This window comes from Flintibacter porci (assembly GCF_041925195.1).
Taxonomy (GTDB): domain Bacteria; phylum Bacillota; class Clostridia; order Oscillospirales; family Oscillospiraceae; genus Lawsonibacter; species Lawsonibacter porci.
Map to the genome: position 1 here is coordinate 265,170 of NZ_JBHEVB010000002.1, position 25,915 is coordinate 291,084.

Sequence of the window (25,915 nt, forward strand, 5' to 3'; positions counted from 1 at the left end):
GGCGGCTCCCGCCGTTACCGGGTCAGAGCGCGGACCTCCGGTCCGAACTCAGGTGGTACCACGGACGTTTCGTTCGCCCTGAGCCTTTCAAGGCTCAGGGCGATTTTTTTGCCCGGAGCCGAACCCCGCCCGGCCCTGCCGGAGCACACAACAGAGGAGTGTTACAACACCCATGAAAAAAGAACTGCCAAAGGTTTATGAGCCCCAGGAAGTCGAGTCCCGGGTCTATGAGACCTGGGAGAAAAACGGCTGCTTCAAGGGTCACCGTGACCCGGAGCGCAAGCCCTTTACTATCGTCATGCCTCCCCCCAACGTCACCGGCCAGCTGCACATGGGCCACGCCATGGACTGCGCCCTGCAGGATATCCTCATCCGCTTTAAGCGCATGGAGGGCTACGCCGCCCTGTGGGTGCCCGGCATGGACCACGCCGGCATCGCCACCCAGATCAAGGTGGAAGAGGAGCTGCGCACCAAGGAGGGTCTGACCCGCTACGACCTGGGCCGCGAGAAGTTCCTGGAGCGTGTCTGGGACTGGAAGCACAAGTACGGCGACTGCATCGTCAAGCAGCAGAAGAAGATGGGCGTATCCTGCGACTGGGACCGCGCCCGGTTCACCATGGACGAGGGCTGCTCCAAGGCGGTGCGTGAGGTCTTCTGCAGCCTGTATGAGAAGGGCCTCATCTACAAGGGCAGCCGCATCATCAACTGGTGCCCCCACTGCGTCACTGCTCTGAGCGACGCCGAGGTCGAGTATCAGGACAAGCCCGGCTACTTCTGGCACATCCGCTACCCCATCCAGGGCGAGGAGGGCCGCTATGTCATCGTGGCCACCACCCGTCCTGAGACCATGCTGGGCGATACCGGCGTGGCCGTCCACCCCGACGACGAGCGCTATAAGGACATCGTGGGCAAGAAGTGCATCCTGCCCCTGGTGGGCCGTGAGATGCCCATCGTGGCTGACGAGTACGTGGACATGGAGTTCGGTACCGGCTGCGTAAAGATGACCCCCGCCCACGACCCCAACGACTTTGAGGTCGGTCTGCGCCAGAACCTGGAGACCATCCGCGTGCTGGACGACAACGGCAAGGTGGTCGAGGGCTACGGCAAGTACTCCGGCATGGACCGCTACGAGGCCCGCAAGGCCATCGTGGCCGACCTGGAGGAGCAGGGCTATCTGGTGAAGGTTGAGCCCCACCAGCACAACGTGGGCACCTGCTACCGCTGCCACAGCGATGTGGAGCCCATCATCTCCGCCCAGTGGTTCGTCAAGATGGCGCCCCTGGCCAAGGAGGCCATCCGCGTGGTGGAAGAGGGCGAGACCAAGTTTGTCCCCGACCGCTTCTCCAAGACCTACCTCAACTGGATGGAGAACGTCCACGACTGGTGTATCTCCCGTCAGCTGTGGTGGGGCCATCAGATTCCTGTGTGGTACTGCGACGACTGCGGTCACATGACCGTCAGCCGTGAGGATGCCTGCGAGTGTGAGAAGTGTCACTCCAAGAACATCCACCGGGACCCCGACGTACTGGATACCTGGTTCTCTTCCGCCCTGTGGCCCTTCTCCACTCTGGGCTGGCCCGAGGAGACCGAGGACCTGAAGTACTTCTACCCCACCGACGTGCTGGTTACCGGCTACGACATTATCTTCTTCTGGGTGGCCCGCATGATCTTCTCCGCCTGCGAGCAGACCAAGCAGCCTCCCTTCCACACCGTGTTCATCCACGGCCTGGTTCGCGACGACAAGGGCCGCAAGATGTCCAAGAGCCTGGGCAACGGCATCGATCCCCTGGAGATCGCCGAGAAGTACGGCGCCGACGCCCTGCGCTTCAACCTGGTCACCGGCAACAGCCCCGGCAACGACATGCGCTTCTACACCGAGCGGTGCGAGGCCATGCGCAACTTCGCCAACAAGATCTGGAACGCCAGCCGCTTCCTGATGATGAACCTGACCATCGACAAGTGTGAGCTGCCCGAGAAGCTGGAGCTGGAGGACAAGTGGATCCTGTCCAAGCTCAACCGTGCCATCGGCGAGATCACCGAGAACATGGACAAGTACGAGCTGGGCGTGGCCGCGCAGAAGATCTACGACTTCATCTGGGACGACTACTGCGACTGGTATATCGAGCTGACCAAGACCCGCCTCCAGGGCGACGACGAGGACAGCAAGGTCCGTGCTCAGCAGGTGCTGTGCTATGTCCTCACCGACATGCTCAAGCTGCTGCACCCCTTCATGCCTTTCATCACCGAGGAGATCTGGCAGGCTCTGCCCCACGAGGGCGACTTCCTCATGCTGTCCCAGTGGCCTCAGGTCAGCGACAGCCGCAACTTTCCCGAGGAAGAGAAGGCCATGGAGCTCATCATGGACGCCATCCGTGCCGTGCGTACCCGCCGCAGCGAGATGAACGTGCCCCCCTCCAAGAAGGCCCACCTCACCGTGGCCACCAGCGAGAAGGCCGTCTTTGAGCTGGGTATCCCCTTCCTCAAGAAGCTGGCCTATGCCAGCGAGGTGTCCATTGTGGACAGCGGCGTGGCTCCCGAGGCCGCCGGCACCGTCACCGTGGTCACCCACGTGGCTCAGCTGTCCATGCCTCTGGCCGAGCTGGTGGATATGGAGAAGGAAAAGGCCCGCATGGAGAAGGAGCTGAAGAAGAACAGCGCCGAGCTGGAGAAGCTGAACACCAAGCTCAACAACCCCGGCTTTGTCAACAAGGCTCCCGCTCATGTCGTAGAGGCTGAGAAGGAGCGCGCCGTCAAGCTCACCGAGCTGGTGGCCAAGCTCCAGGAGCAGCTTCAGTCCATGTAACTTACTTTTCTTGAAAGAAAAGTAAGCAAAAGAACTTCCTGCGAAACTTCGTTTCGCCTCTGGGGAGACGCATTTGCGTCTCCCCTCTTTTTACCTTCATTTCTCCTTCCTGCTCTTGACAGGGCCAGGCAAAGGTTTTTTAATAAAGATAAGAAAGCACCTATGAGGAGGACTTACCATGGGATTTGTTACACTGGGAAAAACCGGAATCAAAGCGCAGAAGCAGGCCTTTGGCTGCCTGCCCATTCAGCGCATTTCCAAAGAGGATGCCGTTTCTCTGCTTCATCGTGCCTATGACGGAGGAATGAACTACTTTGACACCGCTCGGGCCTACTCCGACAGCGAGGAGAAGGTAGGCGCTGCCTTTGCCGGCATGCGGGACAAGGTCTACATCGCCACCAAAACCGGTGCCACCACCGCCGAAGGCATGTGGAAAGATCTGGAGGAGAGCCTGCGCATGCTCCAGACTGACTACATCGACGTCTATCAGTTCCACAACCCCGCCTTCTGTCCCAAGCCCGGCGGAGAGGACGGCCTGTATGACGCCGCTCTGGAGGCCAAAAAGCAGGGCAAGATCCGCCACATCGCCATCACCAACCACCGCCTCTCTGTGGCCCACGAGGCCATCGACTCCGGCCTCTATGAGACCCTCCAGTTCCCCTACAGCTACCTGGCCGGACCTCAGGAACAGGAGCTGGTGGACAAGTGTAAGACGGCCGATATGGGCTTTATCGCCATGAAGGGCCTGGCGGGCGGCCTCATCCGGGACGGCATGGTAGCCGCTGCCTTTATGGAGCAGCAGCCCACCGTTCTGCCCATCTGGGGCGTGCAGCACCAGTGGGAACTGGATGAGTTCCTCTCCTGCATTCAGGAGATTCCCGCCATGACAGCCGAGCGACAGGCGGTCATTGACCACGACCGCAAGGAGCTCTCCGGCGACTTCTGCCGGGGCTGCGGCTACTGTATGCCCTGCCCCATGGGGATTGAGATCAACAACTGCGCCCGCATGTCCCTCATGCTGCGCCGCGCTCCCGCCGCCGGCTGGCTCACCGAGGAGTGGCAGGAGAAGATGAAGAAGATCGAGACCTGCCTGCACTGCAACAAATGCAGTTCCAAGTGCCCCTACGGCCTGGATACTCCCCGCCTGCTCAAAGAAAACTATGAGGACTATTGGAAGGTCCTGGAGGCCAGCAAGGGCTGATTTTTCTATTCTCTTTTGGATACCGGATTGTCACTTTACACCCGTTTCGGGGAATGATAGAATAAAATGAGAGAGATCTGGGAGGACCCACCTTGGAGAGGAGGAGATTCCAATGGGTTTTTTTGCCGGCATTGCGGCCCTTTGTACCCCCATCGCGCTGGTCGTCTTTTGGATCTTTGCCACCCGTGGCCGCCATAACCATCCTAAGTGGGAAGTACTGCGCCGGTTCCGCTATGCCCACAGAGGGCTGCATGATCCTGCCCAGGGCGTGCCTGAAAACTCCATGGCGGCCTTTCGCCGGGCCCGTGCCTTTCAGTGCGGCATCGAGCTGGACGTCCACCTTACCAAGGATGGCCGTCTGGCCGTGATCCACGACAAAAGCCTTCTTCGCACCGCCGGTGCGGATGTCATTGTTGAGCAGTTGACAGTACCACAGCTTAAGAGTTACCGTCTGGAAGGGACCCAGGAGAAGATTCCTCTGCTGGAGGAGGTCTTGGAGGTCTTTCAGGACGGTCCTCCCCTGCTGGTGGAATTGAAAGCCGACTACTTTGACGTGAAAAAGTTGGTGGAGACTGCGGTACGCACCTTGGATCAGTATCGGGTCAACTACTGCATCGAATCTTTCCACCCCGGCGTACTGCTGTGGCTTGCCCGTCACCGCCCCGACATCTGCCGGGGCCAGTTGTCCGAAAACTTCTGGCGCTGCCGGGGCGAGTTGAAGGCCTGGCAGGCCTTTGCCATGACCAATCTACTCTCCAACTTCCTCACCCGACCCGATTTTATCTCCTTCCGTCAGGAGCACCGCTGGGTACCTTCCGTGTGGCTTTGCCGTAAGCTCCACCGGCTGAAAATGTTCGGTTGGACGGTGCGCAGCCCCCGGGAGATGGAACAGCTGGAGCGCGAGGGATTCTCGGTGATTTTCGAGGGCTTCCAGCCCCCGCTGCACGCCCCGGTTTGGGCACAAAAAACCGCATAAGCCTGAAAAAATGAGCCGCTGGAGGTTTCTCCAGCGGCTCATTTTTTACTTATGTATTGATCTCGGCGCTGCGCGCCTCCAGCCAGGCAGTCATCTCAGCCAGGCCCTCCTCGCTGAGAGGAAAGTCGGCCTCCGCCTCGATCTCGCTCAGCTCTTTGGTCAGCGGTCCCCGCCACTGCTGCACATGGATCTGCTCCTCCTGAGGAGCGGCATAAAACCGGGTATTTCCCAGGCTTCCATACCAGGTATTTCCGTTTTCCCAAAATAACATGGTGGGAATGAATATCTCGCTCAAAATGTTGCCTCCGTCTTCTTATTCCTCCGGCTCGGCCCAGTCCAAACTGCGGCCCACCGCTTTGTGCCAGCCCCGGAGCAGCTTTTGCCGCTTGGCCTCATCCATGGCGGGCTCATACAGGCTGTCCGTCTTCATCCGGCTTTTGACCTCCTCCTGGCTGCTCCAAACCCCGGTAGCAAGTCCGGCCAGCAGGGCGGCCCCCAGAGCGGTGGTCTCCCGGATCACTGGGCGGCGCACCGGCTTATTGAGGATATCTGCCTGGAATTGCATCAAAAACTTGTCCCGGCTGGCTCCGCCGTCGGCGTTCAACGCACTGAGAGGAATCCCGGTGTCCTTCTCCATGGCATCCACCAGGTCCCAGCTCTGGTAGGCGATAGACTCCTGAGCCGCCCGGATGATATGATCCCGGTTGGTCCCTCTGGTCAGCCCCACCAACGCGCCCCGGGCATACATGTCCCAGTATGGCGCACCCAATCCGGTGAAGGCGGGCACCAGGTAGACTCCGCCCGTGTCGGGCACCTTGGAGGCATAATATTCCGCATCCCGGGATTCAGAGATAAACCGCAGCTCATCCCGCACCCACTGGATCACCGCACCGCCCACAAAAACCGAGCCCTCCAGAGCGTACTGCACCCGACCATTAAGGCCAATAGCAATGGTGGTCAGCAGACCGTTTTCACTTCGGCACAGCTGCTCTCCGGTGTTCATCAGCAAAAAGCAACCGGTTCCATAGGTGTTTTTTGCTTCTCCGGGCTGGAAACAGCCCTGGCCAAAGAGGGCGGCCTGCTGGTCTCCCGCAATGCCTGCAATGGGCACCTCCACCCCCTGCAGATTGGCAAATCCGTACACCTGGCTGGAGGAACACACCTGGGGCAGCATTTCCATAGGAATATCCAGACGGCGGCAGATTTCCTCGTCCCAGCACAGATTTTGAATGTCAAAGAGCATGGTGCGGCTGGCGTTGGTGTAGTCAGTGACGTGTGCCTTTCCTCCGGTCAGCTTCCACACCAGCCAGGAGTCCACGGTTCCAAACAGCAGTTCCCCGGCTCTGGCCCGCTCCCGTGCTCCTTCCACATGGTCCAAAATCCACTTGAGCTTGGTGGCGGAGAAGTAGGCGTCGATGAGCAGGCCGGTGTGCTCCTTGATGTAGTCCGAAAAGGCCCCATCCGCCTTCAGCTCCTCACACAGAGATGCGGTACGGCGGCACTGCCAGACGATGGCGTTGTAGATAGGGCGGCCGGTGGCTTTGTCCCAGACGATGGTAGTCTCCCGCTGGTTGGTAATGCCAATGGCGGCCACCTCGGTGGGGGCAATACCGGTCTGAGCCAGCACCTCTGTGAGCACCGAAGACTGGCTGGACCAGATCTCCATGGGGTCCTGCTCCACCCAGCCGGGCTTGGGGTAGATCTGGGTAAATTCCCGCTGGGCCACACCCACGATGTTCTGTTCCCGGTCAAAGAGGATACAGCGGCTGCTGGTGGTCCCTTGGTCCAGGGCGATGACATATTGCTTCATAGCGCGCCTCCTGAACGAATTGTTTTCTCCATTATGCCAGAAAAGGCGGGGGCTGTAAAGGTTTAGTGGTTGGCCATGCGATAGATGGCCAGGATATCCTCATAACCCAGTACCCGGAAGGAGCCGATGGTACGGGCTCCGTAGAAGGTACACCGGCGTGCCAGGTCCTGGAGCTCCTCTTCGGTCTGGATGGGGCAGCCCAGCTCGCTGAGACAGGTGGGCATACCCAGTGCACGGAAGTAGTCCACCGTCTGCATGATCGCCCGCTGTGCCAGATCCTGGATGCTGCCGCCGTTGAGCTCCAGCCCCCACACCTTCACGCCCAGCTGGGCAAAGCGGGAGGGGTTCTCTTTCCAGCAGTAGGCCGCCCAGCTGCCCCACATGGCGGACAGAGAGGCCCCGTGGGCGCAGTCAAACTTGGCGCTGAGCTCGTGACCCAACTGATGGGGTGCAAAATCCTTGGGCGCGCCCAGGCCGGTGAGATCGTTATGGGAGATGCTTCCAGTCCACATCAGCTCGCTCATGGCCTGGTAGTCGTTTGGAGTGGAGACCGCTTTCTTTCCCCAGCGCACCGCGTTGCGCAGCACACCCTCGGCGATCTCATCAGTGAGGGTATTGTCGGTGACGGAAGTAAAGTAGCGGTCCAGGGTGTGCATCATCATATCCACCACGCCGCAGGCAATCTGATAGGGCGGCAGGGTGTAGGTGAGCTCCGGGTCCATCACCGCAAAGCGAGGCCGGAAGAGCTGGCTGCTCAGCCCCCGCTTCTCCAGGGTATCATCCCGGGTGAGAACAGCGGAGTCGCTGGTCTCGCTGCCGGCCGCGGAGATGGTAAGCACCGTACCTACCGGCAGGGTGCGCTCCACCGGCTGCTTGCGCAGCCAGAAATCCCACAGGTCGGCCTCCGGGTTGGCCACACCCAAAGCAATGGCCTTGGAGGCATCGATGACGCTGCCGCCTCCCACCGCCAGAATGAAATCTGCATTCATTGCCTTTGCCTTTTCCACACCCTCCCGGACCTGGAACAGCCGGGGATTGGGGTGGATGCCGCCAAAGGTGTCCTGCTCCAGTCCCGCCTGGGTCAGAGATGCCTGCACCTTGGCAATCAGCCCGCTGCGCACCGCGCTCTGTCCGCCATATACCACCAGCACCCGGTGGCCGCCCTGCCCGGCAATCAGCTTGCCGGTCTCTGTTTCAGTACCGGGACCAAATACAATTTGCGTCGGAAGAGAAAAGGTAAATGCGTGCATGGAAATTCCTCCTGTCCGTTTTCATTTCTGTACAAACTGTACCACATCCCGCCTTTCCGGGCAAGGCACCCGGGACATTTTTCCCTCTGGCGCATAGGATGGACTGTGGCATAGCCACAGTCTTGCGGAAAGAGGAACTTGCTATGAATCATTATTATCCCTCTCAGAGGGAGTGGAGCCGACAGGGCGAGGTGGTAGCCCACCTCACCGGTGGGTGTCAGTCGTCCCACTGCCCGCCTCCCTGTCCTCCTCCCTGCCCGCCCCCTTGTCCGCCCTGCTGCCCCGGTCCCACTGGTCCGACTGGAGCAACGAGTCCGGCCGGGGCAACCGGTCCTGCAGGCTCTGCCGGACCGGCCGGTTCTCCTGGACCTACCGGTCCCATGGGTCCTACCGGACCTCAGGGCTATCCGGGTCCGGATGGCGCAACCGGTCCTACTGGGCCTCAGGGCATCGCCGGACCGGTAGGTGCCACCGGCCCCACCGGACCTCAGGGCGCCGCTGGCGCGACCGGGCCCACTGGACCTCAGGGTGCCGCTGGTGCCACCGGTCCCACCGGTCCTCAGGGCGCCGCTGGCGCAACCGGACCTACCGGGCCTCAGGGTGCCGTTGGTGCCACTGGTCCTACCGGACCTCAGGGTGCCGCCGGTGCGACTGGCCCCACCGGTCCTCAGGGTGCTGTTGGTGCCATCGGTCCCACCGGTCCTCAGGGCGCTGCTGGCGCGACTGGCCCCACTGGGCCTCAGGGTACCGCCGGTGCGACTGGTCCCACTGGTCCTCAGGGCGCCGCTGGTGCAACTGGCCCCTCTGGTCCTCAGGGTACTGCTGGTGTTATCGGTCCCACTGGTCCTCAGGGCATTGCTGGCCCTGCCGGTGCAACTGGCCCCACCGGTCCTACCGGGCCTGCCGGTGCGACTGGTCCTGCTGGCGCCACAGGCCCCGCCGGTGCTACCGGTCCCACTGGCCCTACTGGCCCTGCCGGCAACGAGGGCGCTGCAGGAACTGCCGCAACCTTCGCCGTTGGCACAGTTACCACAGGTGATCCCGGTACTGATGCTAAGGTAACCAACTCTGGTACCCCCCAGAACGCGATCCTGGACTTTACCATCCCACAGGGTCCAACCGGGACCACTCCGCCTGTCAGCTTGCTGTCTGCTTACTCTTCCCCCACTCAATCCGGAGCCTCCGGCGATCCGTTGGAATTTGATCGTAATGCACTGAGCTACGGCACCGATATTTCGCACACCGCGGGCAGTTCGGACTTCACCATCAATCAGCCCGGCGTCTACTCTGTGCAATTCCATGGTGTTCTGTCTCCTGCTGACAGTGATTCCTTCCCTGCCAATATCGTTACTTCTCTGGAATCTGACGGCAGTATCGTCCCCGGTGCCTCTGTGCCCTACAATTTCCAAAGTACAGGGGATTCCACCCCCCAGTCCTTCTCCGTTCCTCTGGTTGTCTCCAAGGCACCTACCACTCTCCAGGTGGTACCGACCGGAAGCGGATACCAGGCCAGCGCCATTGCCCTTGACATTACCCGCCTGGGTGATATTCCCACGTAAGCAAATCACCCTGCCCTCATCCAGGGAGCGGAGCCCATGCTCCGCTCCCTCTTTGACTTTCCGGCACACAGCTGCCACAGGAGGCACACCATGAAGATCGTTGTCTATGCTATTTGCAAAAATGAAGCCCAATTTGTATCCCGCTGGATAAAATCCATGTCTGAGGCCGACCAGATCGTGGTTCTGGACACCGGCTCTACCGACGATACCGTGCAGCGGCTCCGGGCACTGGGCGCCCAGGTGACGGTGGAGACCATCTGTCCCTGGCGCTTTGATGTGGCCCGCAACCGCTCTCTGGATCTGATAGACCCGGACGCAGATATCTGCGTCTGCACCGACCTGGACGAAGTATTCCATCCCGGCTGGCGAAAAGCCCTGGAGTCCGCTTGGATCCCTGGTACTACCCAGGCCACCTACCGCTACACCTGGAGCTTTCGCCCGGATGGAGGTGAGGGTGTGGTCTTCTGGTATGAAAAGATCCATGCCCGTCACGGCTACCGTTGGGTCCATCCGGTACATGAGGTCCTGGAGTGGATGGGGCCTGGACAGCCGGGCTTAAAAGTCTCGGCAGAGGGAGTCCAGCTGGACCACCACCCGGATCCGGAAAAATCCCGGGCCCAGTACCTGCCTCTTCTGGAATTGGCAGTGGCTGAGGCACCTCAGGACGACCGCAGTGTCCACTATCTGGGCCGGGAGTACCTGTTCCACGGCCGCTGGGACGACTGCATCCGCACCCTGACACAGCACCTGGCCATGCCCAGCGCCACTTGGGCCGATGAGCGGGCAGCCTCTATGCGGTTTATTGCCCAGTCCTATGAGCACAAGGGGCAGCCCGAGGAGGCGCTTCGCTGGTACCTGCGGGCAGCGGCGGAAGTCCCCCATCTGCGGGAACCCTTGGTGGAGCTGGCCCTGCTGCTCTACACCCAGGAGGAGTGGGATGGGGTACTCTACTTTACCCAAAAAGCTCTGGCCATTGGGAAACGTCCCCGTACCTACATCTGCGAGGCCAGGGCCTGGGGAGCGCTGCCCTATGACCTGCGCTGCCAGGCCTACTTCCACACGGGTCGACCCCAACTTGCTCTGGAGGCAGCCCGGACGGCTCTCGCTCTGGAGCCCCAGGACGAGCGGCTCCAGGGCAACGTGAAGCTGCTGGAGGGTCTGTGCTGAACTTTACGCCGGGCCAAAAAGGTGGTATACTCTCCAGGAACAAGGAGGGATTCCCTATGGCACTGCGACTGGCTACCCCAATGGATGCCCCCGCGCTGGTGGGTATCTATGGGCAGTATATTCATACCCCAATCACCTTTGAGTATGAGCTCCCTTCGCCCCGGGAGTTTCAGGACCGGATCACCCATACACTGGAAGGCTACCCCTATTTGGTCTGGGAGGAGAATGGCACTCCCGTGGGTTACGCCTACGCCCACCGCTTCAAAGAGCGGGCCGCCTATCAGTGGGGTGCCGAGCTGTCCGTCTATGTGGCCCAGGGCCACACCTCCCAAAAAGTAGGCCGGAAGCTGTATGGTGCCCTGATGGAGCTCTTGGCTATCCAGGGAGTGCGCACGGTGTACGGCATCGTCACCGTTCCCAATGAGAAGAGTGAGGGGCTCCACCGCAGTATGGGCTTTCAGGACGCAGGCATCTGCCGTAATACCGGCTATGTGGACGGAGCCTGGCGGGATGTGCAGACCTTTGAGAAGGCCATCGGCCCCTACGACCTGGAACCTGTTCCCATCACCCCCTTCCCGCAGCTCTCCCCGGAGCTGGTCCAAAGGGTTCTGGCAAAATGGCAGTAAAAAATCTGGAGCATTCCGCTGGGAAATGCTCCAGATTTTTTATACCTCTTTTTCCTCTGTGATCTGATGGGCAGGCGGAGGCGTTACCGGCTCGTCATGCTCCATGGAATCAAAGTAGTCCTGATCCACCAGAGTGGGTTTGCGGTGCTGGAACACGGCAATGATTACCGGGTAGAGCACCGTGGCCACCAGGCCGCCGGAAAAACCGTTGTTATATAGATTCATTCCCGCCACAGGGCTGCCGGTGTACAGCACCACGGAAGAGTGAATAAACCCAGCCAAAACACCATAGGGCCAGCCAAAGTAGCCCGAAATGGGTGCCAGGGTGGTGCAGAACAGGCAGGCCAGCTGCACGGATGGGTTGCTGAGTTCCCAGTGCATCACCAGGCTGCCCAGGAACACGCCCGCCATGACGGGTACAATGTTGAACACGTGCTTGCCAAAGGCGGAAAAGCCCATGATGGTGAGGATCCCGCCTACGGTGGGACCGTTCAGCTCGCCGCCGCCGCCCAGTACGAAAGCCATGCCGATCAGGCCGTTGACTCCCATATTCACCAGCACAGGCCCCGCTCCAAACATACGCAGATAGTCGCTGGGAGCGCGGCCGCTGGTGGTCAGCAGACGGCGGTATCCCGCCCAGACGGCCCAAACCGGCTTTCCTGATGCGAAGAGCCCGCCCAGGATCAGAACAACACACAGCATGCCCAGCGCCGCGCCAAAGGGCAGGTCATACCCTTTTGCCCAGTGGTACTGGGTGGTGGGGGTGGCTCCCATAGAGCTGATAAGGGGCACCAGCAGGAAGGCTACCAGACCGCAGGCAAAGCCCACGTTATACAGGTTCATGCCGTTTTGGATCTTATATGTATAGGCAGACAGAGGCGGCATGATAAAGCCGATGATCACGCCGGTGATCAGTCCTGCCACCGGGTTTCCCCAGCCGTTGTCCAGGGAGATGTAACTCACCGCTGGAGCCAGGGCGGTGGCCAGCAGTCCTACGGAAATATACTTGCCAAAGTGCTCCCGCCGGCTCTTTGCATATAGCCAGGTACCCAGCAGAATGGGCCAGATATTGACACAGTTTTTCCCGAACAGGGAAAAGCCTGACATCAGCCCAATCACCACCAGAGAGAAGCCGTTAAACGGCTCCCGGGACAGCTTCAAAAGTACGATGGAAATTGCGGTGACCAGGGCGGAATTCATCAGCGCGGCACCCGGACCGGCAATCAGCACATAGTCGGTGATCAGGGAGTCCTCGGTCAATACGATGGTGCGCAGTCCGGTCAAAATCTCCTGCGGTGAGGAAAACAGGACGGCCGCCAGGGCCAGCACAGCAGCATACAGCCAGAAAAACAGATGCATCCGGTTGTAGCGCATAGTTTCTCCTTGCATGGCAGTCCCTCCTTACATCTGGGGATGGGCGGCAAAGAAGTCCCGGGTCTGCTGGGCGTTGCGTCCGATCTCCTCGGCCAGAGCCTGGAGAGAGGGGAATTTTTTCTCTCCACGCAGGTAGCTGTAAAACTCCATCCGCAGCTCCTTGCCGTACAGGTCACCGGAAAAGTCCAGGATAAACCCTTCCACCGTCACCCGCCCGTCGTTATCGGACACCGTGGGACGCACCCCCACATTGGTCACCGCCATATGGCTTTCTCCATCCACCACCACTCGGGTGGCGTAGACGCCAAAGGCGGGAACGATCACCGGAGCAGGGATACGCAAGTTCACCGTGGGGAAGCCCAGGGACGAGCTGCCGATCTTCTTACCGTGAGTCACCCGGTTGGTAAGCACATGGGGATGGCCCAAAAAGTCCACGGCCCGCTCCATCTCCCCCTGGGCGATGAGGGTACGGATATAGGTGGAGGAAATGGTGATGCCCTCCTGCTCCACCTTGCCGATAATGTCGCAGCCCACGCCCAGCTTCTCGCAGGTCTCCTTGAGCCGCTGGGGGTTTCCCTTGCCCATATAGCCGAAATGGAAGTCGTGACCGGCCACCACATGGACCACATTCAGCTGCTTGATGAGATATTCTGTAATAAAATCCTGCCAGTCCATGCGCATCATGCCGTCAAAGCTGGACACGATGACCTCCTGGATGCCGTAGCAGCTGCGCATCAGCCACACACGGTCCTCCACCGAGCTGAGCAGGGGCACCACCTGTCCGGTGATGGCGGCGGTGGGACTGCGGTCAAAGGTGAAGGCGCAGGCCGCCGCGTCCAGTTCCTGTGCCCGGCGCGTCACGGTGGACAGCAGGGCTCCGTGGCCCTTGTGCACCCCGTCAAAAAAACCCAGGGCGATCACCCGTTTGGTATTGCTCAAAAGTATCCTCTCCTTATTTCCCTCAAACCTGGAAAAAGCTCTTGATGGTAATGAGCTTTCCCTGGGAGACCCGACTCAAAGCCAGAAACTCTCCTGCCTCACTGTATACCCGATACTCCCCGGCAGGGGGCGCATCAGGCAGCACCAGTGTCATGCCGTTGCGCACCTTTTTCTCTGCCGCAGGCTTCAGGATCAGCACAGGGCGGCCGGCAAAGTAGGCATCCACCCCCAGCAGCAGGCTCGCGGGATCCTCAGACTGGAGTACCTGCTCCAGAGGCAGAGCGTCCTCCAAGGTAAAACCGGCCGCCATGGTCCGCCGCAGGGAGTACATAGTCCCTCCGCAGCCCAGAGCCTGGCCGATGTCGTGGCACAGAGTACGCACATAGGTCCCCTTGGAGCAGCGCACCCGGATAAGAAAGTCGGTGGCGCTCTCCTGGCCCTCCACCTCCAGGGAGTGGATGGTGATGGCCCGGGGCTTGCGCTCCACCTCACGGCCCTTCCGGGCCAATTCATACAGCTTTTTCCCGTTTACCTTAATGGCGGAGTACATGGGAGGCAGCTGCTGAATTTCGCCCCGGAAGGGGGCCAGCGCCGCCTCTAATTCTTCCCGAGTCACTGAGACGGGATGCTCCTCCAGCACCCGGCCGGAGGTATCCTGGGTATCGGTGACGGTGCCCAGGCGCAGTCCGGCCAGGTACTCCTTATCCCCCTCACTGGCAAACTCCACCGCCCGGGTGGCCCGGCCTACAAATACCGGCAGCACGCCGGTAGCCATAGGGTCCAGGGTTCCGGCGTGGCCGATCCGCTTTTCGTGGAACAGGCCCCGCAGCTTGGCACATACATCCATAGATGTCCAGTCCTGTGGCTTATCAATTACAATAATTCCATTAGGCATAGCAGGCCCCCCTTTCCTCGCGGCGCAGCCCAGCAAAGCGGGTGCGACGCGAAAAGGAGGAGCCGCACGCCTGGATAAGCCCCTTTGCCTTGGCGAAGGGGCGTTCCAACAGGGCGTGCTCCGACGCCGTCCAATCCTGGGGTTTATCAATCACAATGATTCCGTTTGGCATGGGTCCTCCCTTTACTTGCCCTGGCTCTGTACCTGGCGGATGGCCTCCACCAGCACCTTCCGGGTATAGGCGGGGTCGCCCTCTACGGTGGCTCCGGCCGCAGCGGCATGTCCGCCACCGCCCAGAATGGCACACACCGCACTGGCGTTGAGTTCACCGGGCTCGGTACGCAGAGAGATCTTGCACACGCCGGGGCGCAGCTCCCGGATGGTGACCCCGGTGTGGACCCCCTCTACCCCGCCCACAAAGGCGGAAATGTCGTCCAGGTCCTCCTCCTTGGCCTGCACCTGGGCAATCATGTCCAGGGTCAGGGTGACAATGGCCAGTTTTCCCTCGTCCAACACTTCCATACCGGAAGTGAGCATTCCCTCCAGCTTCAGTCGCTTGAGAGAGCGAGTACGGAAATGGCGGCGGTTGATGGGATAAAAGTCGATTCCCGTCTCCAGCAGGGCGGCAGCCACCGCGTGGGTCGCCGGAGAGGTATTGGAGTAGACAAAGCAGCCGGTGTCGGTGGACACCGCCACGTAGAGGGGCAGAGCCACAGCCTGGCTCACGCTTCCCCACTGGCGGATCACATCGTACATCAGCTCACCACAGGCAGCCCGGCCTGCGTCCAGGCAGGTCTCCTTGGCAAAAAACTCCTGAGAAGGGTGGTGGTCAAAGGCCAGGTCCACCTTCTCCAGATAGCATTGGGCATTCTCCGGGAACAAGCCCCGGGCCGCCATGTCTACGCTGACCACCTTCTTGGGCTGGTATCCCTCAGGAGCCAGCAGGCCCTCCAGATAGGGGGCAAAGATGGCGGTGAGCTCCGGGTTGGGCAGGACATACGCCTCCTTCCCCTGCTCCCGCAGGGCGGTACAAAGGGCGGCGGCACAGCCCACCGTGTCCCCGTCGGGGCGCACGTGGGTAAGAATCAGGTAGCCGTCTCCCTCCAGCAGCCGCTGGGCGGCCTGCTCATAGGTCAGCGTGCTCATTCCTCGTCCTCCTGGTCCTCGCCGTAGTGGTTGTCGGGATTCACCGGTTTGACCACGTTGGGGTCCCGCAGCATGCTGAGGATGTGGGCGCCCTTGTCGATGGAATCGTCAGGGACGAAGGACAGCTGGGGGGTGTTACGCAGGTTCAGGGTGCGGCCCAGCTCCCGGCGCAGATAGCCGCCCGCCGACTTCAAGCCCTTGAGCACCTGGGCCTCATTGGACTTGTCCAGCACACTGATGTGGACCTTGGCATATTTCAGATCCGGGGTGGTCTCCACCGCCGTCACAGAAATCATCCCGGTCACCCGGGGATCTTTTACCGTGGGGATCAGGGAAGACAGCTCCCGCTGGATCTCCTCGTTGATACGGCCGATACGATTGGAAGCCATAAAAACTCCTCCTTATAGTCAAAACAGGGCGGGCGAAAACGCCCGCCCTGTCGTTGGGTCAAATTATCTTTTAAACTTCAATCTGCTCCATCACGAAAGCCTCAATGATGTCGCCTTCCTTGATATCCTGGAACTTCTCGAAGGTGATACCGCACTTCCCCACGGGATGTTCCATCCCGCGTGGACCCCTTGATTTCAAATGCTCGGGCGAAGTGAATTCGCCCTGCGCAAATCTCAGCCTGCGGCTTCGATTTTACGTGCCAAAAGGCGCGCCCCGCTGCGCGGGGTACTCGCGCGGTATTATACCTCGATCTGCTCCATCACAAAGGCCTCGATGATGTCGCCTTCCTTGATATCCTGGAACTTCTCGAAGGTGATACCGCACTCGTAGCCGGCGGCAACCTCCTTTACGCTATCCTTGAAGCGCTGCAGGGAGGCAATGGAGCCGTCATAGATGACGATGTTGTCACGCAGCAGACGCATTTGGGCGTTACGCTGCATCTTGCCGTCCAGCACGTAGCAGCCGGCCACCATGCCCACGCCGGTGATGCGGAACACGTTGCGCACCTCGGCGCGGCCCAGGTCCACTTCCTTGAACTTGGGAGCCAGCATGCCCTTCATAGCCGCCTCGATCTCGTTGATGGCGTCGTAGATAACCCGGTACATCCGCATATCCACCTTCATCCGGGCGGCGCTGTCCTTGGCGTTGGCGTCGGGGCGGACGTTGAAGCCCACGATGATGGCCCCGGAGGTACTCGCCAGCATGACGTCGCTCTCGTTGATGGCGCCCACGGCACAGTGGATGACCCGCACCCGGACCTCCTCGTTGGAGATCTTCTCCAGGGAGGACTTCACCGCCTCAGCGGAGCCCTGCACGTCGGCCTTGACGATGATGTTCAGGTTCTTCATCTCACCGGCCTGGATCTGGCTGAACAGATCCTCCAGAGTGACCTTGCCCACGTTGCTGTTCATGCTGCTCTTCTGCTCTGCCTTGCGTTGTTCGGCCAGCTCCCGGGCCATGCGCTCGTCGGCCACAGCGTGGAAGTCATCGCCGGCCTCAGGCACTTCGCCCATACCGATGATCTCCACGGGGACGGAGGGGCCGGCCTCGGTGACCTTCTGGCCCTTGTCGTTGGTCATGGCGCGGACACGGCCCACAGCAGTGCCGGCAATGATCACATCGCCCTGATGCAGGGTACCGTTCTGCACCAGCAGGGTGGCCACAGGGCCGCGGCCCTTGTCCAGCCGGGCCTCGATGACAGCGCCATGGGCGGAGCGGTTGGGGTTGGCCTTCAGCTCCCGCATCTCAGCGGTGAGGACCACCATGTCCAGCAGGTTGTCGATGCCCTCGCCGGTCTTGGCGGAGATGGGGCAGATAATGGTGTCGCCGCCCCACTCCTCGGGCACCAGGGAGTACTCGGTGAGCTGCTGCTTGATGCGCTCGGGGTTGGCGGTGGGTTTATCCATCTTGTTGATGGCCACGATCACGGGAATCTCGGCGGCCTTGGCGTGGTTAATGGACTCCACGGTCTGGGGCATGATGCCGTCGTCAGCGGCCACCACCAGGATGGCTACGTCGGTGACCATGGCGCCGCGGGCACGCATGGCGGTAAAGGCCTCGTGGCCGGGGGTGTCCAGGAAAGTAACAGGGCTGCCATTCACATCCACCTGATAGGCGCCGATGTGCTGGGTAATGCCGCCGGCCTCGCCGGAAACCACGTTGGCGTGGCGGATATAGTCCAGCAGAGAGGTCTTGCCGTGGTCGACGTGGCCCATAACCACCACAACGGGAGCGCGGGGGATCAAATCCTCTTCCTTGTCCTCGGTGGTATCGATGAGCTTCTCCTCGATGGTAACAACGACTTCCTTCTCCACCTTGCAGCCCAGCTCCATAGCAACCAGGGCAGCGGTGTCATAGTCGATGATCTCGCTGAGGGAGGCCATGACACCCATCTTCATCAGGGTCTTGACCACCTCGGCGCCGGTCTTCTTCATGCGGCTGGCCAGCTCGCCCACGCCGATCTCGTCAGGGATCATCACCTTCAGCGGAGCCTTCTTGGCAATCTCCAGCTGCAGACGGCGCAGACGATCCTGCTCCTCCTGCTTACGCTTGTTGCCGGGACCCTGCTGACGGCCGCGCTGACGCTGAGCGTTGCGGTTCTGGAACTTCTCCTTGCCGCCCCGGTCCTGCTGACGCTGGTCGGTGAAGGACTCCAGACGCTCGTCATACTTATCCAGATTCACCGCGCCGCCGCCGCGGGTGTCCACCACCTTCTTGGTAGGCACACGGCTGGAGGGCTGAGACACGGTCTGCTGGCTCTGCTGCGCCTGGGGCTTATGGGCCGCCTGCTGCTGGCCCTGCTGGGGCCGGGCCTGGGCATTGCCGCCCTTGTTCTGCTGCTGGGCGGGCTTGGGCTGTCCGGCGGGCTTACCCTGCTGGACAGGCTTGCTCTGGGCGGCCTTGGGGGCCTCCGCCTTGGCGGCGGCGGGCTCGTGGTACACATCCTCATAAATGGACTGGATGGAGTCCACCTGATTGTGCTGGGTGAGATATTCAAACACCAGGGACAGCTCCTGGTCAGTCAGGGGCTGCATGTGGTTCTTGGGCGGATGCCCATACTGAGTCAGGATGTCCATGACCTCCTTGGACTGGAGCTCCTTGGACCCCTTCTTAAAATCCTTGGCCACCTTGTGGATGGGATATTTGATCATCATATTCGGGAGCCACCTCGTTTCTTAGGGTTTGTGCCGGAATGTTCCGGACAGCTTGCGGCCGCCTGGGCCGGGTCGATGCTTCTGGCCCGGGCGCGGGCTTCCGGACCGGGGAGAACGTGTTTCCGGCGCGCCGGAGGACTCCCCTTTGCCTTTGCGCTGCCCACTGGGAGCGGCGTTTTTCTTCTGGGCGGGGTTTGGTACTGCCCAGGGCTTTTTCTTTCCGTTTTGCAGGTTTTTCTCGTGCTGGCGTTTCTCCTTCTGCCGCTGGAGCACCCGGTCCGCCTTCTGCCGCAGCTGCTGCGCGGCAGGTCCGTAGCGCTCCGGGTCCCGGGCAGCCAGCTTCTCGGTCACCGTCGCGGCAAACCCCGCGTCGGTAATGGCCAGCATGGCGCAGGAGCCGCGGCCCAGGTGGAAGCCCAGTTCCGCTTTGGAGTAGGGCACTTCCAGCCACAGGACGTTGCCTGCCTCGCCAAAATGGGCGGCCCGGCGGTTGGTGTTGGCGGCTGCGTCGCTGGCCAGCAGCACCAGGCGGGCCTGACGGGCCCGGCAGACGGCGCCCACCGGCTCCTCGCCGATCTCCAGCCGTCCCGCCTTACGGGCCAGGCCCAGCAGGTGGAGAATGGGATCATTGGGCATCCTGGGGCACCTCCTTCATCTGTTCTTCCAGCGCCTGATATACTTCCTCAGGAAGGGGGGCAGAAAAGGCCCGCTCCAGCGCCTTGGACTTTTTGGCCTTGGCCAGACAGGCGGGATTGGGACACACATAGGCCCCCCGCCCAGGCAGCTTTCCCCGGAAATCCAGGGACACCTGCCCCTCCGGAGAACGGACCACCCGGATCAGTTCCTTTTTCGGCTTCATCTCCCGGCAGCCAACACACTGGCGCATGGGGATCTTCTTGGGCACAGATCTCACCCCTTTCATGACAAAATTGATATGGATTACTCTTCCTCGCTCTCCACAGGCTCCTCAGCCACCAGAGCGTCGTCCTCCAACTCTTCCTGCTGGATCTCCTCGATGGGCTCCAGGGGAGCGGAGGCGGGCTTAATGTCGATCTTCCAGCCGGTGAGCTTGGCGGCCAGGCGGGCGTTCTGGCCCTCCTTACCGATGGCCAGAGACAGCTGGTCGTCGGGCACTACCACGCGGCAGCTCTTGCCGTCGGGCAGAGGCTCCACGCTGACCACGTCGGCGGGAGACAGGGCAGCGGCAATGTACTCGGCAGGATCGTCGGAGTACTTGATAATGTCCATCTTCTCGCCCTTGAGCTCCTCCACGATGGTGTTGACACGCTGACCGCGGGGGCCGACACAGGCGCCGATGGGATCTACGTTGGGGTCGGCAGACCAGACCGCCAGCTTGGTGCGGGAACCGGCCTCACGGGCAATGGACCGGATCTCCACGGTGCCGTCGTAGATCTCAGGCACTTCCAGCTCAAAGAGGCGCTTGACCAGACCGGGGTGGGTGCGGGAGATAATGACCTGGGGGCCCTTGGTGGCCTTGCGCACCTCCACCATGTACACCTTCAGGCGCTGGCCCTCCACGTAGCTCTCACCCTTGACCTGCTCATTGGCGCCCAGATAGGCGTCGGTGAACTCAGAGCCGGAGCTGATGCGCAGGGTGACCGCCCCGTTGCGGGGATCGATGCGGGTAACCACGCCGGTGAGCAGCTCGTGCTCCTTGGAGGAGAACTCGTCGTACACCATGCCCTGCTCGGCCTCGCGGATGCCCTGGATGATGACCTGGCGGGCAGTCTGAGCGGCAATGCGGCCAAAGCTCTTGGGCTTGACCTCAATGCGCACCACATCGCCCAGCTCGGCCCGGGGCAGAGCGGCCTTGGCCTCCTGCAGGCTGATCTCGGTGTTGGGATTGTCCACGACCTCTACTACATCCTTCTTCAGGAACATGCGGACGGTGTTGGTCTCGGGGTTGGCGTCCACGATCAGATTATCGCCCACGCCCTCGTGGTCCCGGCGGTATGCCGATACCAGAGCCTGGGTGATCTTCTCCATCATATAGCCGGGCTTGATGCCCTTCTCCTGCTCGATCTGAGCAATGGCGGCAAAAAATTCCTGTCCGTCCAGCTCGTTGCTATTGACCTTTTTCGTTGTTCTCTTAGCCACGTCGGTCTCCTCCTACTATTCTCAGAAGCGGGGGTACAGCCGTACCAGCGCCAGTTCTTTCTTCTCAAATTTCATGGGCGCGCCGCCCACATTCAGGGTCACGTCTCCGTCCTCATAGGACTCCAGCAGCCCCACATAGTCCTTCCGGCCGTCCCGGGCCCGGTAGAGTTTGACCTCCACCTCAGCGCCCTGGAACTGGGCGAAGTGCTCCGGCTTTTTCAGCGCCCGGTCCGCTCCGGCGGAGGACACCTCCAGGGTGTAGCTGCCCTCAATGGGGTCGGCCTCATCCAGAGCATCGGACAGGGGGCGGGAGACCGCCTCGCAGTCGTTGATGGACACGCCCCCATCCTTATCAATATAGAAGCGGAGATACCACTCCCCTGCCTCCTTTACATATTCCACATCCCACAGGGAGCAGCCCGCCGCCTCCACGAAGGGCTGGGCAAGCTGGGCCGCCATCTCGGTCACTTTTGCCATGTCAAAAACCTCCAAACTGCACTGGGCGCTCCGCTGGCCGGCGGTAGTCGAGCCCATTTGGTCAATCAAAAAGAGCGGAGCCGAAACCCCACTCTAGCCAATACTACCATAATTCTTTACTTAATATACCACAGCCCCGTTCCGATTGCAAGGGGCTGGAAGATTATTTTTCCTTTTCGTACAAACGTGGAGGGCGGCATAGCCGCCCTCCACAGGCAATTTTCTCTTAGGAAAGCAGGATTCGGTCGTTATCCAGCTCTTTTCCCGCTCCCTGGCGGAATTTCGCCAGCAGGTCGTCTACGGTGAGGGTGCTGCGCTCCTCCCCTGCCACGTCAAACACCACCCGTCCCTGATCCATCATCAAGGTGCGGTTGCCCAGTTCCAGGGCCTGGTGCATGTTGTGGGTCACCATCAGGGTGGTGATCTTGTGCTCCCGGACCACCTGCTTGGTGATCTCCAGCACCTTCTCCGCAGTGCCGGGGTCCAGCGCGGCGGTGTGCTCGTCCAGCAGCAGCACCTTAGGCGGCACCATGGTAGACATCAGCAGCGTCAGAGCCTGGCGCTGGCCGCCGGAGAGCAGCCCCACCGGCTGGCGCATCCGGTCTTCCAGCCCCATGTCCAGCCGGGCCAGCTGATCCCGGAAAAAGGCCCGGTCCGCCTTGCTGGTGCGGCTGAAAAAGGCGTTCTGGTGCTTGGCGGTACGGAGATAGGCCAGCGCCAAATTCTCCTCAATGGTCATGTGGGGAGCCGTACCACGCATGGGGTCCTGAAACAGGCGGCCCATTTCCCGGCTGCGCCGGTACTCCGGCTTGTAAGTAATATCCTCCCCATCCAGCACAATGGAGCCGCCATCCACATAGAACACGCCGGCGATGGCGTGAAACAGGGTGGATTTTCCTGCACCGTTGGAGCCCACGATGGTAATAAAGTCTCCATCTTCTACCGTTAGACTCAGCCCGGATAAAGCCGTCTTTTCGTTGACGGTTCCGGGGTTAAAGGTCTTGGTCAGATTCTTCATCTCCAGTTTCCCCATGGTTACTGCTCCTCCTTTCTTGCAGCAATGGCCCGACGCTTCTGCATCTGGAATGCAGTCCAACGACGCACGGCCGGAGCGGCAATGGCGGCGCCCACGATGATGGCGGAGACCAGCTTCATGTAGTCGGCGGGAACATTAAAGCGCAGGGCGGCTGCGTAGATGCAGCGATAGATGATGCTGCCTGCGATGACGCCCACCACACCGCGAGCCATAGAGCTCTTTCCGATGAGGGTCTCGCCGATGACCAGGGCGGCCAGAGCCAGCACCACCATGCCGGTTCCGCTGTTCACATCGGCGAAGGTGCTGTACTGGGCCACCATCGCGCCGGACAGGCCGGTCAGCGCATTGGCTACGCACAGGCCGACGGTAATCGTAAAGGTAGGATTGATGGAGGAAGCCCGCACCATATCTGCATTGTCACCGGTGGCTCGGATGGACAGACCCAGCCGGGTCCCCAAAAACAGCACCAGCAGAACTGCCACCACAATCACAATTCCCGCTGTCACTGTCAGCTTATACCAGCTTCCGGCAAAACCGGCCTCATTGGCCATGGTGTAGATGGTATCGGCCATAAACAAGGATTGATTGCTCTTTCCCATTACCATCAGATTGATGCTGTACAGGCCGATATTGGTGATAATTCCTGCCAAAATAGATGGAACAGATAACTTTGTCTGAAGAAATGCCGTCACAAATCCGGCCAGCGCCGCGGCCAGCATTCCGGCAGGCAGGGCCAGGATCGGGTGACCTGCCAGGCACATCATAGCCGACACTGCACTGCCCAGAACGAAAGCCCCATCTGTGGTCATATCGGCAATGTTTAAAATGGAAAAACTGAGAAACAGAGCCAGCGCCACCGGCGCATAGACAAAACCCGCTTCCAGTGCGGTTTGAAGTACGGTAACCACAGCAATCGCTCCTCTCAATGGACAGGCCATCCCTCCGCATTTCAGCGGAGGGATGGCGGATAAAAATGTAACATCCTTTGCAGGTTAGTCCTGGGTGGTCTGAACCTCTACCACCTGGGAACCCATGTCAGAGAACATGGAGTAATCAATGCCCAGGGTCTTCGCGGTATCGGTGTTCACGGTGATAATGTCGCCGGAGACGGTAACAAACTCGGGGAACTCGCCGGTCTGGAGCACCTGAAGGGCCAGGTCAGCGGTCTGAGTACCCAGGTCGGTGTAGTTCACGCCGCAGGTGGCGAAAGCGCCATTGCGGACAAAGGAGTCAGCGCCCGCATAGTGGGGAATCCCCGCCTCAGCCAGCATGGGAGCAATGGCCAGTTCAGCCGCCTGCACCACATTGTCGGTGGGAGTAAAGACTGCGTCTACCTGATCCAGCATAGAGCTGACCGCGGCGATGATCTCGTCAGAGGTGTTGCCGGTCTTCTCAATATAGGAGATGCCCTTGGCGTCCAGGTATTCCTTGGCGTCCTCAATAGCAGGAGCACTGTTTACCTCAGAGGTGGAGTACAGCAGACCCACGGTTTTGACCTCGGGATTCTGGGCCAACATCATATCCAGCAGCAGCTCTACATTCAGTGCGTCACTGGTGCCGGTGACGTAGGGAATGCCAGTCAGTTTGGCTACCTCGGGGTAGCTGACCGTGCCGTAAATCACCGGGGTCTGGGTCTGCTGGGCGGTAGAGGCCATCTGCTGAGCTGCCAGCGTACCAATGGGAACGATAGCATCATAGCCGCCGGCGATGATCTCCGCGCCAATCTGAGCCAGAGTGGAAGTATCGTTGTTACCGTTGAAGTCCTTGTACTCGATCTCCACGCCCAGTTCCTTTTCCTTGGCATCCAGCTCAGCGGTAATGGCGTCCCGGATCTCATTCATGGACGCATGGTCCAGCTGGCGAACCACCGCGATCTTATATCCATCCCCATTTCCGGAGCCAGAGGTGCTCCCAGATCCGGAGGAATTGGACGTTCCAGCGTTGCCGCCGGAGCAGGCCGCCAGAGACAATGCCATGGCACAGGACAGAGACAGAGCCGCAAACTTCTTGACCACGTTGTTCTTTTTCATAATGTTACCTCCATAATTGGCCATTTGGCCGAAATTTGTTTGGGTGGACGATGGAGGGGCCGCTGCCAACGGCCTTGATTTGGAGTCTTGCGGGTATAAAAAAACAGCCCCTTATCCCACATGGGACAAGAGCCTGACTCCTGCGATACCACCCAAATTGACGTTTTCACGTCCGCTCGCTTCACGCGCCATCACGCGTGCCCGATGGATAACGGGTGGGTCCCCGTCGGCATCTACTAGGTTGCCCGTTCAAGCCGCCCTCGAAAGACCATTCACTCGGCCGCGCCCCGCCCTGATCTCACCACCCAGGACTCTCTTTGGGTTTGCTGCACCGGCTACTCTTCTTTCTCATAGGTTTGGATTGGATTTACTTGTTGGTGCTATTATATGCACGGCCTTTTGGTTTGTCAACCCTTTTTTTCACATCCTACAAAAAGGGCGGCTGACTCCAGCCGCCCCTCTGCTATGCACACCACATTATTCCTCTTCCAGTGCTTCCACTGCCTGTTCCAGGGTCTGGCCCTCCAAGGTATTGACCACCCGCCCCAAATAGTTTACATAGTACACTGCTGCCACCAGCGAAAAGACAGAAATCACTACGCCAACTGCCAGTAAAATAATTGCTCCCGTGTCTATGACTGAGGGCGTCGGAATCAGTGCATACCCGCATGCCACTATGGTCGATGCAGCACTCAGCCACCAAAGAATTTTTCCCCGACGCAGGATTTCTTCCTGCTGCAGGTTTTCCAACAGATGTCGGGTTCCCAAAATAACCAGCCACAGCACCACCAAAGTTCCCAAGGTTGTGATAGTACTTAGTATCTGCCCCAATACGCTTCCAGAGCCCACCAAGGCTCCGATAATTGTCAGCACAATCAATACAATTTCACAAAGAAAAGCATCTTTATACTCCGGCCGGACATCTCGCAGTCCATATAGTCCTACCACATACATAATACCGCCAACCACCGCCGCGATCCCGCTCAGCAGCACAAAGAACGTAATCAGTCCCATTCCCCCGGTCACAAAGAAGGCGAATGGATTGCTCCATACAATCATAAGAGCAAGAATTGCATTTGCGAGGATCACCGCCAGGGAAACCAGAGTCACAATATTCCCAGTGCGCATTAAGCGAAACTTCCGGGAGGCGTGCAGAGCTGTTTCACGATCGATCGTCATATCCGGCTCACTCCTTTGTGTCTTTTTTATATTTTTATCATGCTCCTATTTTTATATTTTGTCAATTTTGCTTAATTACATTTAAGACTTGTTTCCTGCTTATTTACCCTCACTCTGCATTTTTCCTGTTTCTGCAACCAATTTTTCTTTTTAGGTTTATATTGATAAACCCACTTTCTATTTGAAGTTTATCACACTAAACCTTCTGTGTCAAGAAAAATCCCC

24 protein-coding genes and 2 other annotated features (1 of these 26 running past the window's edge) are annotated in these 25,915 nt (G+C 59.9%); of the genes, 6 read left to right on the top strand and 18 right to left on the bottom strand.

Annotated elements, in window-relative coordinates:
• Positions 1 to 84 (top strand) — a binding site (T-box leader) (it extends 127 nt beyond the left edge of the window).
• Positions 85 to 172: 88 nt separating this feature from the next.
• The 3 genes from ACEVJL_RS03185 to ACEVJL_RS03195 all read left to right on the top strand — a co-directional run bounded on the left by ACEVJL_RS03185 (position 173) and on the right by ACEVJL_RS03195 (position 4,980).
• A complete protein-coding gene (locus tag ACEVJL_RS03185; protein ID WP_374736832.1) occupies positions 173 to 2,803 on the top strand; it encodes a valine--tRNA ligase in 2,631 nt (876 codons plus the stop codon).
• Positions 2,804 to 2,981: 178 nt separating this feature from the next.
• Positions 2,982 to 4,004, top strand: coding sequence for an aldo/keto reductase (locus tag ACEVJL_RS03190; protein ID WP_235396897.1), 1,023 nt, complete (start codon positions 2,982 to 2,984; stop codon positions 4,002 to 4,004).
• Between the two features lie 112 nt (positions 4,005 to 4,116).
• Positions 4,117 to 4,980 carry a glycerophosphodiester phosphodiesterase family protein gene (locus tag ACEVJL_RS03195; protein WP_374736833.1) on the top strand — a complete coding sequence of 288 codons (864 nt, stop codon included), beginning with the start codon at positions 4,117 to 4,119 and terminating at the stop codon, positions 4,978 to 4,980.
• 49 nt (positions 4,981 to 5,029) lie between these two features.
• Here ACEVJL_RS03195 and ACEVJL_RS03200 read toward each other — a convergent pair whose 3' ends face one another.
• The 3 genes from ACEVJL_RS03200 to ACEVJL_RS03210 all read right to left on the bottom strand — a co-directional run bounded on the left by ACEVJL_RS03200 (position 5,030) and on the right by ACEVJL_RS03210 (position 8,040).
• The gene (locus ACEVJL_RS03200) at positions 5,030 to 5,275 is read right to left on the bottom strand and encodes a hypothetical protein (protein ID WP_325207514.1); all 246 of its coding nucleotides are present in this window, start codon (positions 5,273 to 5,275) and stop codon (positions 5,030 to 5,032) included.
• Between the two features lie 18 nt (positions 5,276 to 5,293).
• A complete protein-coding gene (glpK, locus tag ACEVJL_RS03205; RefSeq protein WP_325207513.1) occupies positions 5,294 to 6,790 on the bottom strand; it encodes a glycerol kinase GlpK in 1,497 nt (498 codons plus the stop codon).
• 62 nt (positions 6,791 to 6,852) lie between these two features.
• Positions 6,853 to 8,040 carry an iron-containing alcohol dehydrogenase gene (locus ACEVJL_RS03210; RefSeq protein ID WP_374736835.1) on the bottom strand — a complete coding sequence of 396 codons (1,188 nt, stop codon included), beginning with the start codon at positions 8,038 to 8,040 and terminating at the stop codon, positions 6,853 to 6,855.
• 143 nt (positions 8,041 to 8,183) lie between these two features.
• On the opposite strand from ACEVJL_RS03210, the gene ACEVJL_RS03215 reads away from it, so the two are divergent.
• The 3 genes from ACEVJL_RS03215 to ACEVJL_RS03225 all read left to right on the top strand — a co-directional run bounded on the left by ACEVJL_RS03215 (position 8,184) and on the right by ACEVJL_RS03225 (position 11,392).
• Positions 8,184 to 9,599 (top strand): collagen-like domain-containing protein, encoded by a 1,416-nt coding sequence (locus tag ACEVJL_RS03215; RefSeq protein WP_374736836.1) that lies wholly within the window; start codon positions 8,184 to 8,186, stop codon positions 9,597 to 9,599.
• Positions 9,600 to 9,689: 90 nt separating this feature from the next.
• Positions 9,690 to 10,766 carry a tetratricopeptide repeat-containing glycosyltransferase gene (locus tag ACEVJL_RS03220; protein WP_374736837.1) on the top strand — a complete coding sequence of 359 codons (1,077 nt, stop codon included), beginning with the start codon at positions 9,690 to 9,692 and terminating at the stop codon, positions 10,764 to 10,766.
• Between the two features lie 56 nt (positions 10,767 to 10,822).
• Positions 10,823 to 11,392 (top strand): GNAT family N-acetyltransferase, encoded by a 570-nt coding sequence (locus ACEVJL_RS03225; RefSeq protein ID WP_020989741.1) that lies wholly within the window; start codon positions 10,823 to 10,825, stop codon positions 11,390 to 11,392.
• Between the two features lie 39 nt (positions 11,393 to 11,431).
• Here ACEVJL_RS03225 and ACEVJL_RS03230 read toward each other — a convergent pair whose 3' ends face one another.
• The 15 genes from ACEVJL_RS03230 to ACEVJL_RS03300 form a co-directional block, all read right to left on the bottom strand.
• Complete coding sequence (locus ACEVJL_RS03230; protein WP_302667759.1) at positions 11,432 to 12,781, bottom strand: DUF1576 domain-containing protein; 1,350 nt, start codon at positions 12,779 to 12,781, stop codon at positions 11,432 to 11,434.
• A 12-nt stretch (positions 12,782 to 12,793) separates the two neighbouring features.
• The gene (gene ribF / locus ACEVJL_RS03235; protein ID WP_008981121.1) at positions 12,794 to 13,705 is read right to left on the bottom strand and encodes a riboflavin biosynthesis protein RibF; all 912 of its coding nucleotides are present in this window, start codon (positions 13,703 to 13,705) and stop codon (positions 12,794 to 12,796) included.
• 22 nt (positions 13,706 to 13,727) lie between these two features.
• A complete protein-coding gene (truB, locus tag ACEVJL_RS03240) occupies positions 13,728 to 14,600 on the bottom strand; it encodes a tRNA pseudouridine(55) synthase TruB (RefSeq protein WP_374736839.1) in 873 nt (290 codons plus the stop codon).
• Positions 14,593 to 14,772 carry a hypothetical protein gene (locus tag ACEVJL_RS03245; protein WP_008981123.1) on the bottom strand — a complete coding sequence of 60 codons (180 nt, stop codon included), beginning with the start codon at positions 14,770 to 14,772 and terminating at the stop codon, positions 14,593 to 14,595. The genes truB and ACEVJL_RS03245 overlap by 8 nt, the downstream gene beginning before the upstream one ends.
• Positions 14,773 to 14,783: 11 nt before the next feature.
• Positions 14,784 to 15,746: a DHH family phosphoesterase gene (locus ACEVJL_RS03250; protein ID WP_374736840.1), complete on the bottom strand. Its 963-nt coding sequence runs from the start codon at positions 15,744 to 15,746 to the stop codon at positions 14,784 to 14,786.
• Positions 15,743 to 16,135 carry a 30S ribosome-binding factor RbfA gene (rbfA, locus tag ACEVJL_RS03255; RefSeq protein ID WP_008981125.1) on the bottom strand — a complete coding sequence of 131 codons (393 nt, stop codon included), beginning with the start codon at positions 16,133 to 16,135 and terminating at the stop codon, positions 15,743 to 15,745. The genes ACEVJL_RS03250 and rbfA overlap by 4 nt, the downstream gene beginning before the upstream one ends.
• Before the next feature lie 300 nt (positions 16,136 to 16,435).
• On the bottom strand, positions 16,436 to 18,850 hold the full coding sequence (gene infB, locus ACEVJL_RS03260; protein ID WP_374736842.1) for a translation initiation factor IF-2: 2,415 nt from the start codon (positions 18,848 to 18,850) through the stop codon (positions 16,436 to 16,438).
• A 21-nt stretch (positions 18,851 to 18,871) separates the two neighbouring features.
• A complete protein-coding gene (locus tag ACEVJL_RS03265) occupies positions 18,872 to 19,486 on the bottom strand; it encodes a L7Ae/L30e/S12e/Gadd45 family ribosomal protein (RefSeq protein ID WP_235396919.1) in 615 nt (204 codons plus the stop codon).
• Entirely contained in the window at positions 19,476 to 19,754 is a 279-nt protein-coding gene (gene rnpM / locus ACEVJL_RS03270; RefSeq protein ID WP_008981129.1) for an RNase P modulator RnpM, read from the bottom strand. The genes ACEVJL_RS03265 and rnpM overlap by 11 nt, the downstream gene beginning before the upstream one ends.
• Before the next feature lie 35 nt (positions 19,755 to 19,789).
• The gene (gene nusA, locus ACEVJL_RS03275) at positions 19,790 to 20,968 is read right to left on the bottom strand and encodes a transcription termination factor NusA (RefSeq protein WP_008981130.1); all 1,179 of its coding nucleotides are present in this window, start codon (positions 20,966 to 20,968) and stop codon (positions 19,790 to 19,792) included.
• A gap of 21 nt (positions 20,969 to 20,989) precedes the next feature.
• The gene (locus ACEVJL_RS03280; RefSeq protein WP_110440305.1) at positions 20,990 to 21,445 is read right to left on the bottom strand and encodes a ribosome maturation factor RimP; all 456 of its coding nucleotides are present in this window, start codon (positions 21,443 to 21,445) and stop codon (positions 20,990 to 20,992) included.
• Between the two features lie 226 nt (positions 21,446 to 21,671).
• Positions 21,672 to 22,478: an ABC transporter ATP-binding protein gene (locus ACEVJL_RS03285; protein ID WP_374736843.1), complete on the bottom strand. Its 807-nt coding sequence runs from the start codon at positions 22,476 to 22,478 to the stop codon at positions 21,672 to 21,674.
• A gap of 2 nt (positions 22,479 to 22,480) precedes the next feature.
• Positions 22,481 to 23,419, bottom strand: a complete 939-nt coding sequence (locus ACEVJL_RS03290) for an ABC transporter permease (RefSeq protein WP_235396924.1) — start codon at positions 23,417 to 23,419, stop codon at positions 22,481 to 22,483.
• A gap of 54 nt (positions 23,420 to 23,473) precedes the next feature.
• Positions 23,474 to 24,511 carry an ABC transporter substrate-binding protein gene (locus ACEVJL_RS03295; protein WP_374736844.1) on the bottom strand — a complete coding sequence of 346 codons (1,038 nt, stop codon included), beginning with the start codon at positions 24,509 to 24,511 and terminating at the stop codon, positions 23,474 to 23,476.
• A 118-nt stretch (positions 24,512 to 24,629) separates the two neighbouring features.
• Positions 24,630 to 24,872: a binding site (T-box leader), on the bottom strand.
• Positions 24,873 to 24,988: 116 nt separating this feature from the next.
• Positions 24,989 to 25,690 carry a hypothetical protein gene (locus tag ACEVJL_RS03300; protein WP_374736845.1) on the bottom strand — a complete coding sequence of 234 codons (702 nt, stop codon included), beginning with the start codon at positions 25,688 to 25,690 and terminating at the stop codon, positions 24,989 to 24,991.
• Between the last annotated feature and the right edge of the window lie 225 nt (positions 25,691 to 25,915).

What these genes read in the sequence shown, in the direction of transcription:
- ACEVJL_RS03230 (WP_302667759.1), bottom strand. Translation starts at nt 12,781, where the DNA reads ATGCAAGGAGAAACTATGCGCTACAACCGGATGCATCTGTTTTTCTGG.
- ACEVJL_RS03300 (WP_374736845.1), bottom strand. Translation starts at nt 25,690, where the DNA reads ATGACGATCGATCGTGAAACAGCTCTGCACGCCTCCCGGAAGTTTCGC.
- glpK (WP_325207513.1), bottom strand. Translation starts at nt 6,790, where the DNA reads ATGAAGCAATATGTCATCGCCCTGGACCAAGGGACCACCAGCAGCCGC.
- ACEVJL_RS03185 (WP_374736832.1), top strand. Translation starts at nt 173, where the DNA reads ATGAAAAAAGAACTGCCAAAGGTTTATGAGCCCCAGGAAGTCGAGTCC.
- ACEVJL_RS03290 (WP_235396924.1), bottom strand. Translation starts at nt 23,419, where the DNA reads ATGGCCTGTCCATTGAGAGGAGCGATTGCTGTGGTTACCGTACTTCAA.
- ACEVJL_RS03190 (WP_235396897.1), top strand. Translation starts at nt 2,982, where the DNA reads ATGGGATTTGTTACACTGGGAAAAACCGGAATCAAAGCGCAGAAGCAG.
- ACEVJL_RS03220 (WP_374736837.1), top strand. Translation starts at nt 9,690, where the DNA reads ATGAAGATCGTTGTCTATGCTATTTGCAAAAATGAAGCCCAATTTGTA.
- ACEVJL_RS03265 (WP_235396919.1), bottom strand. Translation starts at nt 19,486, where the DNA reads ATGCCCAATGATCCCATTCTCCACCTGCTGGGCCTGGCCCGTAAGGCG.
- ACEVJL_RS03285 (WP_374736843.1), bottom strand. Translation starts at nt 22,478, where the DNA reads ATGGGGAAACTGGAGATGAAGAATCTGACCAAGACCTTTAACCCCGGA.
- ACEVJL_RS03250 (WP_374736840.1), bottom strand. Translation starts at nt 15,746, where the DNA reads ATGAGCACGCTGACCTATGAGCAGGCCGCCCAGCGGCTGCTGGAGGGA.
- infB (WP_374736842.1), bottom strand. Translation starts at nt 18,850, where the DNA reads ATGATGATCAAATATCCCATCCACAAGGTGGCCAAGGATTTTAAGAAG.
- ACEVJL_RS03215 (WP_374736836.1), top strand. Translation starts at nt 8,184, where the DNA reads ATGAATCATTATTATCCCTCTCAGAGGGAGTGGAGCCGACAGGGCGAG.
- ACEVJL_RS03210 (WP_374736835.1), bottom strand. Translation starts at nt 8,040, where the DNA reads ATGCACGCATTTACCTTTTCTCTTCCGACGCAAATTGTATTTGGTCCC.
- ACEVJL_RS03245 (WP_008981123.1), bottom strand. Translation starts at nt 14,772, where the DNA reads ATGCCAAACGGAATCATTGTGATTGATAAACCCCAGGATTGGACGGCG.
- ACEVJL_RS03295 (WP_374736844.1), bottom strand. Translation starts at nt 24,511, where the DNA reads ATGAAAAAGAACAACGTGGTCAAGAAGTTTGCGGCTCTGTCTCTGTCC.
- truB (WP_374736839.1), bottom strand. Translation starts at nt 14,600, where the DNA reads ATGCCTAATGGAATTATTGTAATTGATAAGCCACAGGACTGGACATCT.
- ACEVJL_RS03225 (WP_020989741.1), top strand. Translation starts at nt 10,823, where the DNA reads ATGGCACTGCGACTGGCTACCCCAATGGATGCCCCCGCGCTGGTGGGT.
- ACEVJL_RS03280 (WP_110440305.1), bottom strand. Translation starts at nt 21,445, where the DNA reads ATGGCAAAAGTGACCGAGATGGCGGCCCAGCTTGCCCAGCCCTTCGTG.
- ACEVJL_RS03195 (WP_374736833.1), top strand. Translation starts at nt 4,117, where the DNA reads ATGGGTTTTTTTGCCGGCATTGCGGCCCTTTGTACCCCCATCGCGCTG.
- rbfA (WP_008981125.1), bottom strand. Translation starts at nt 16,135, where the DNA reads ATGGCTTCCAATCGTATCGGCCGTATCAACGAGGAGATCCAGCGGGAG.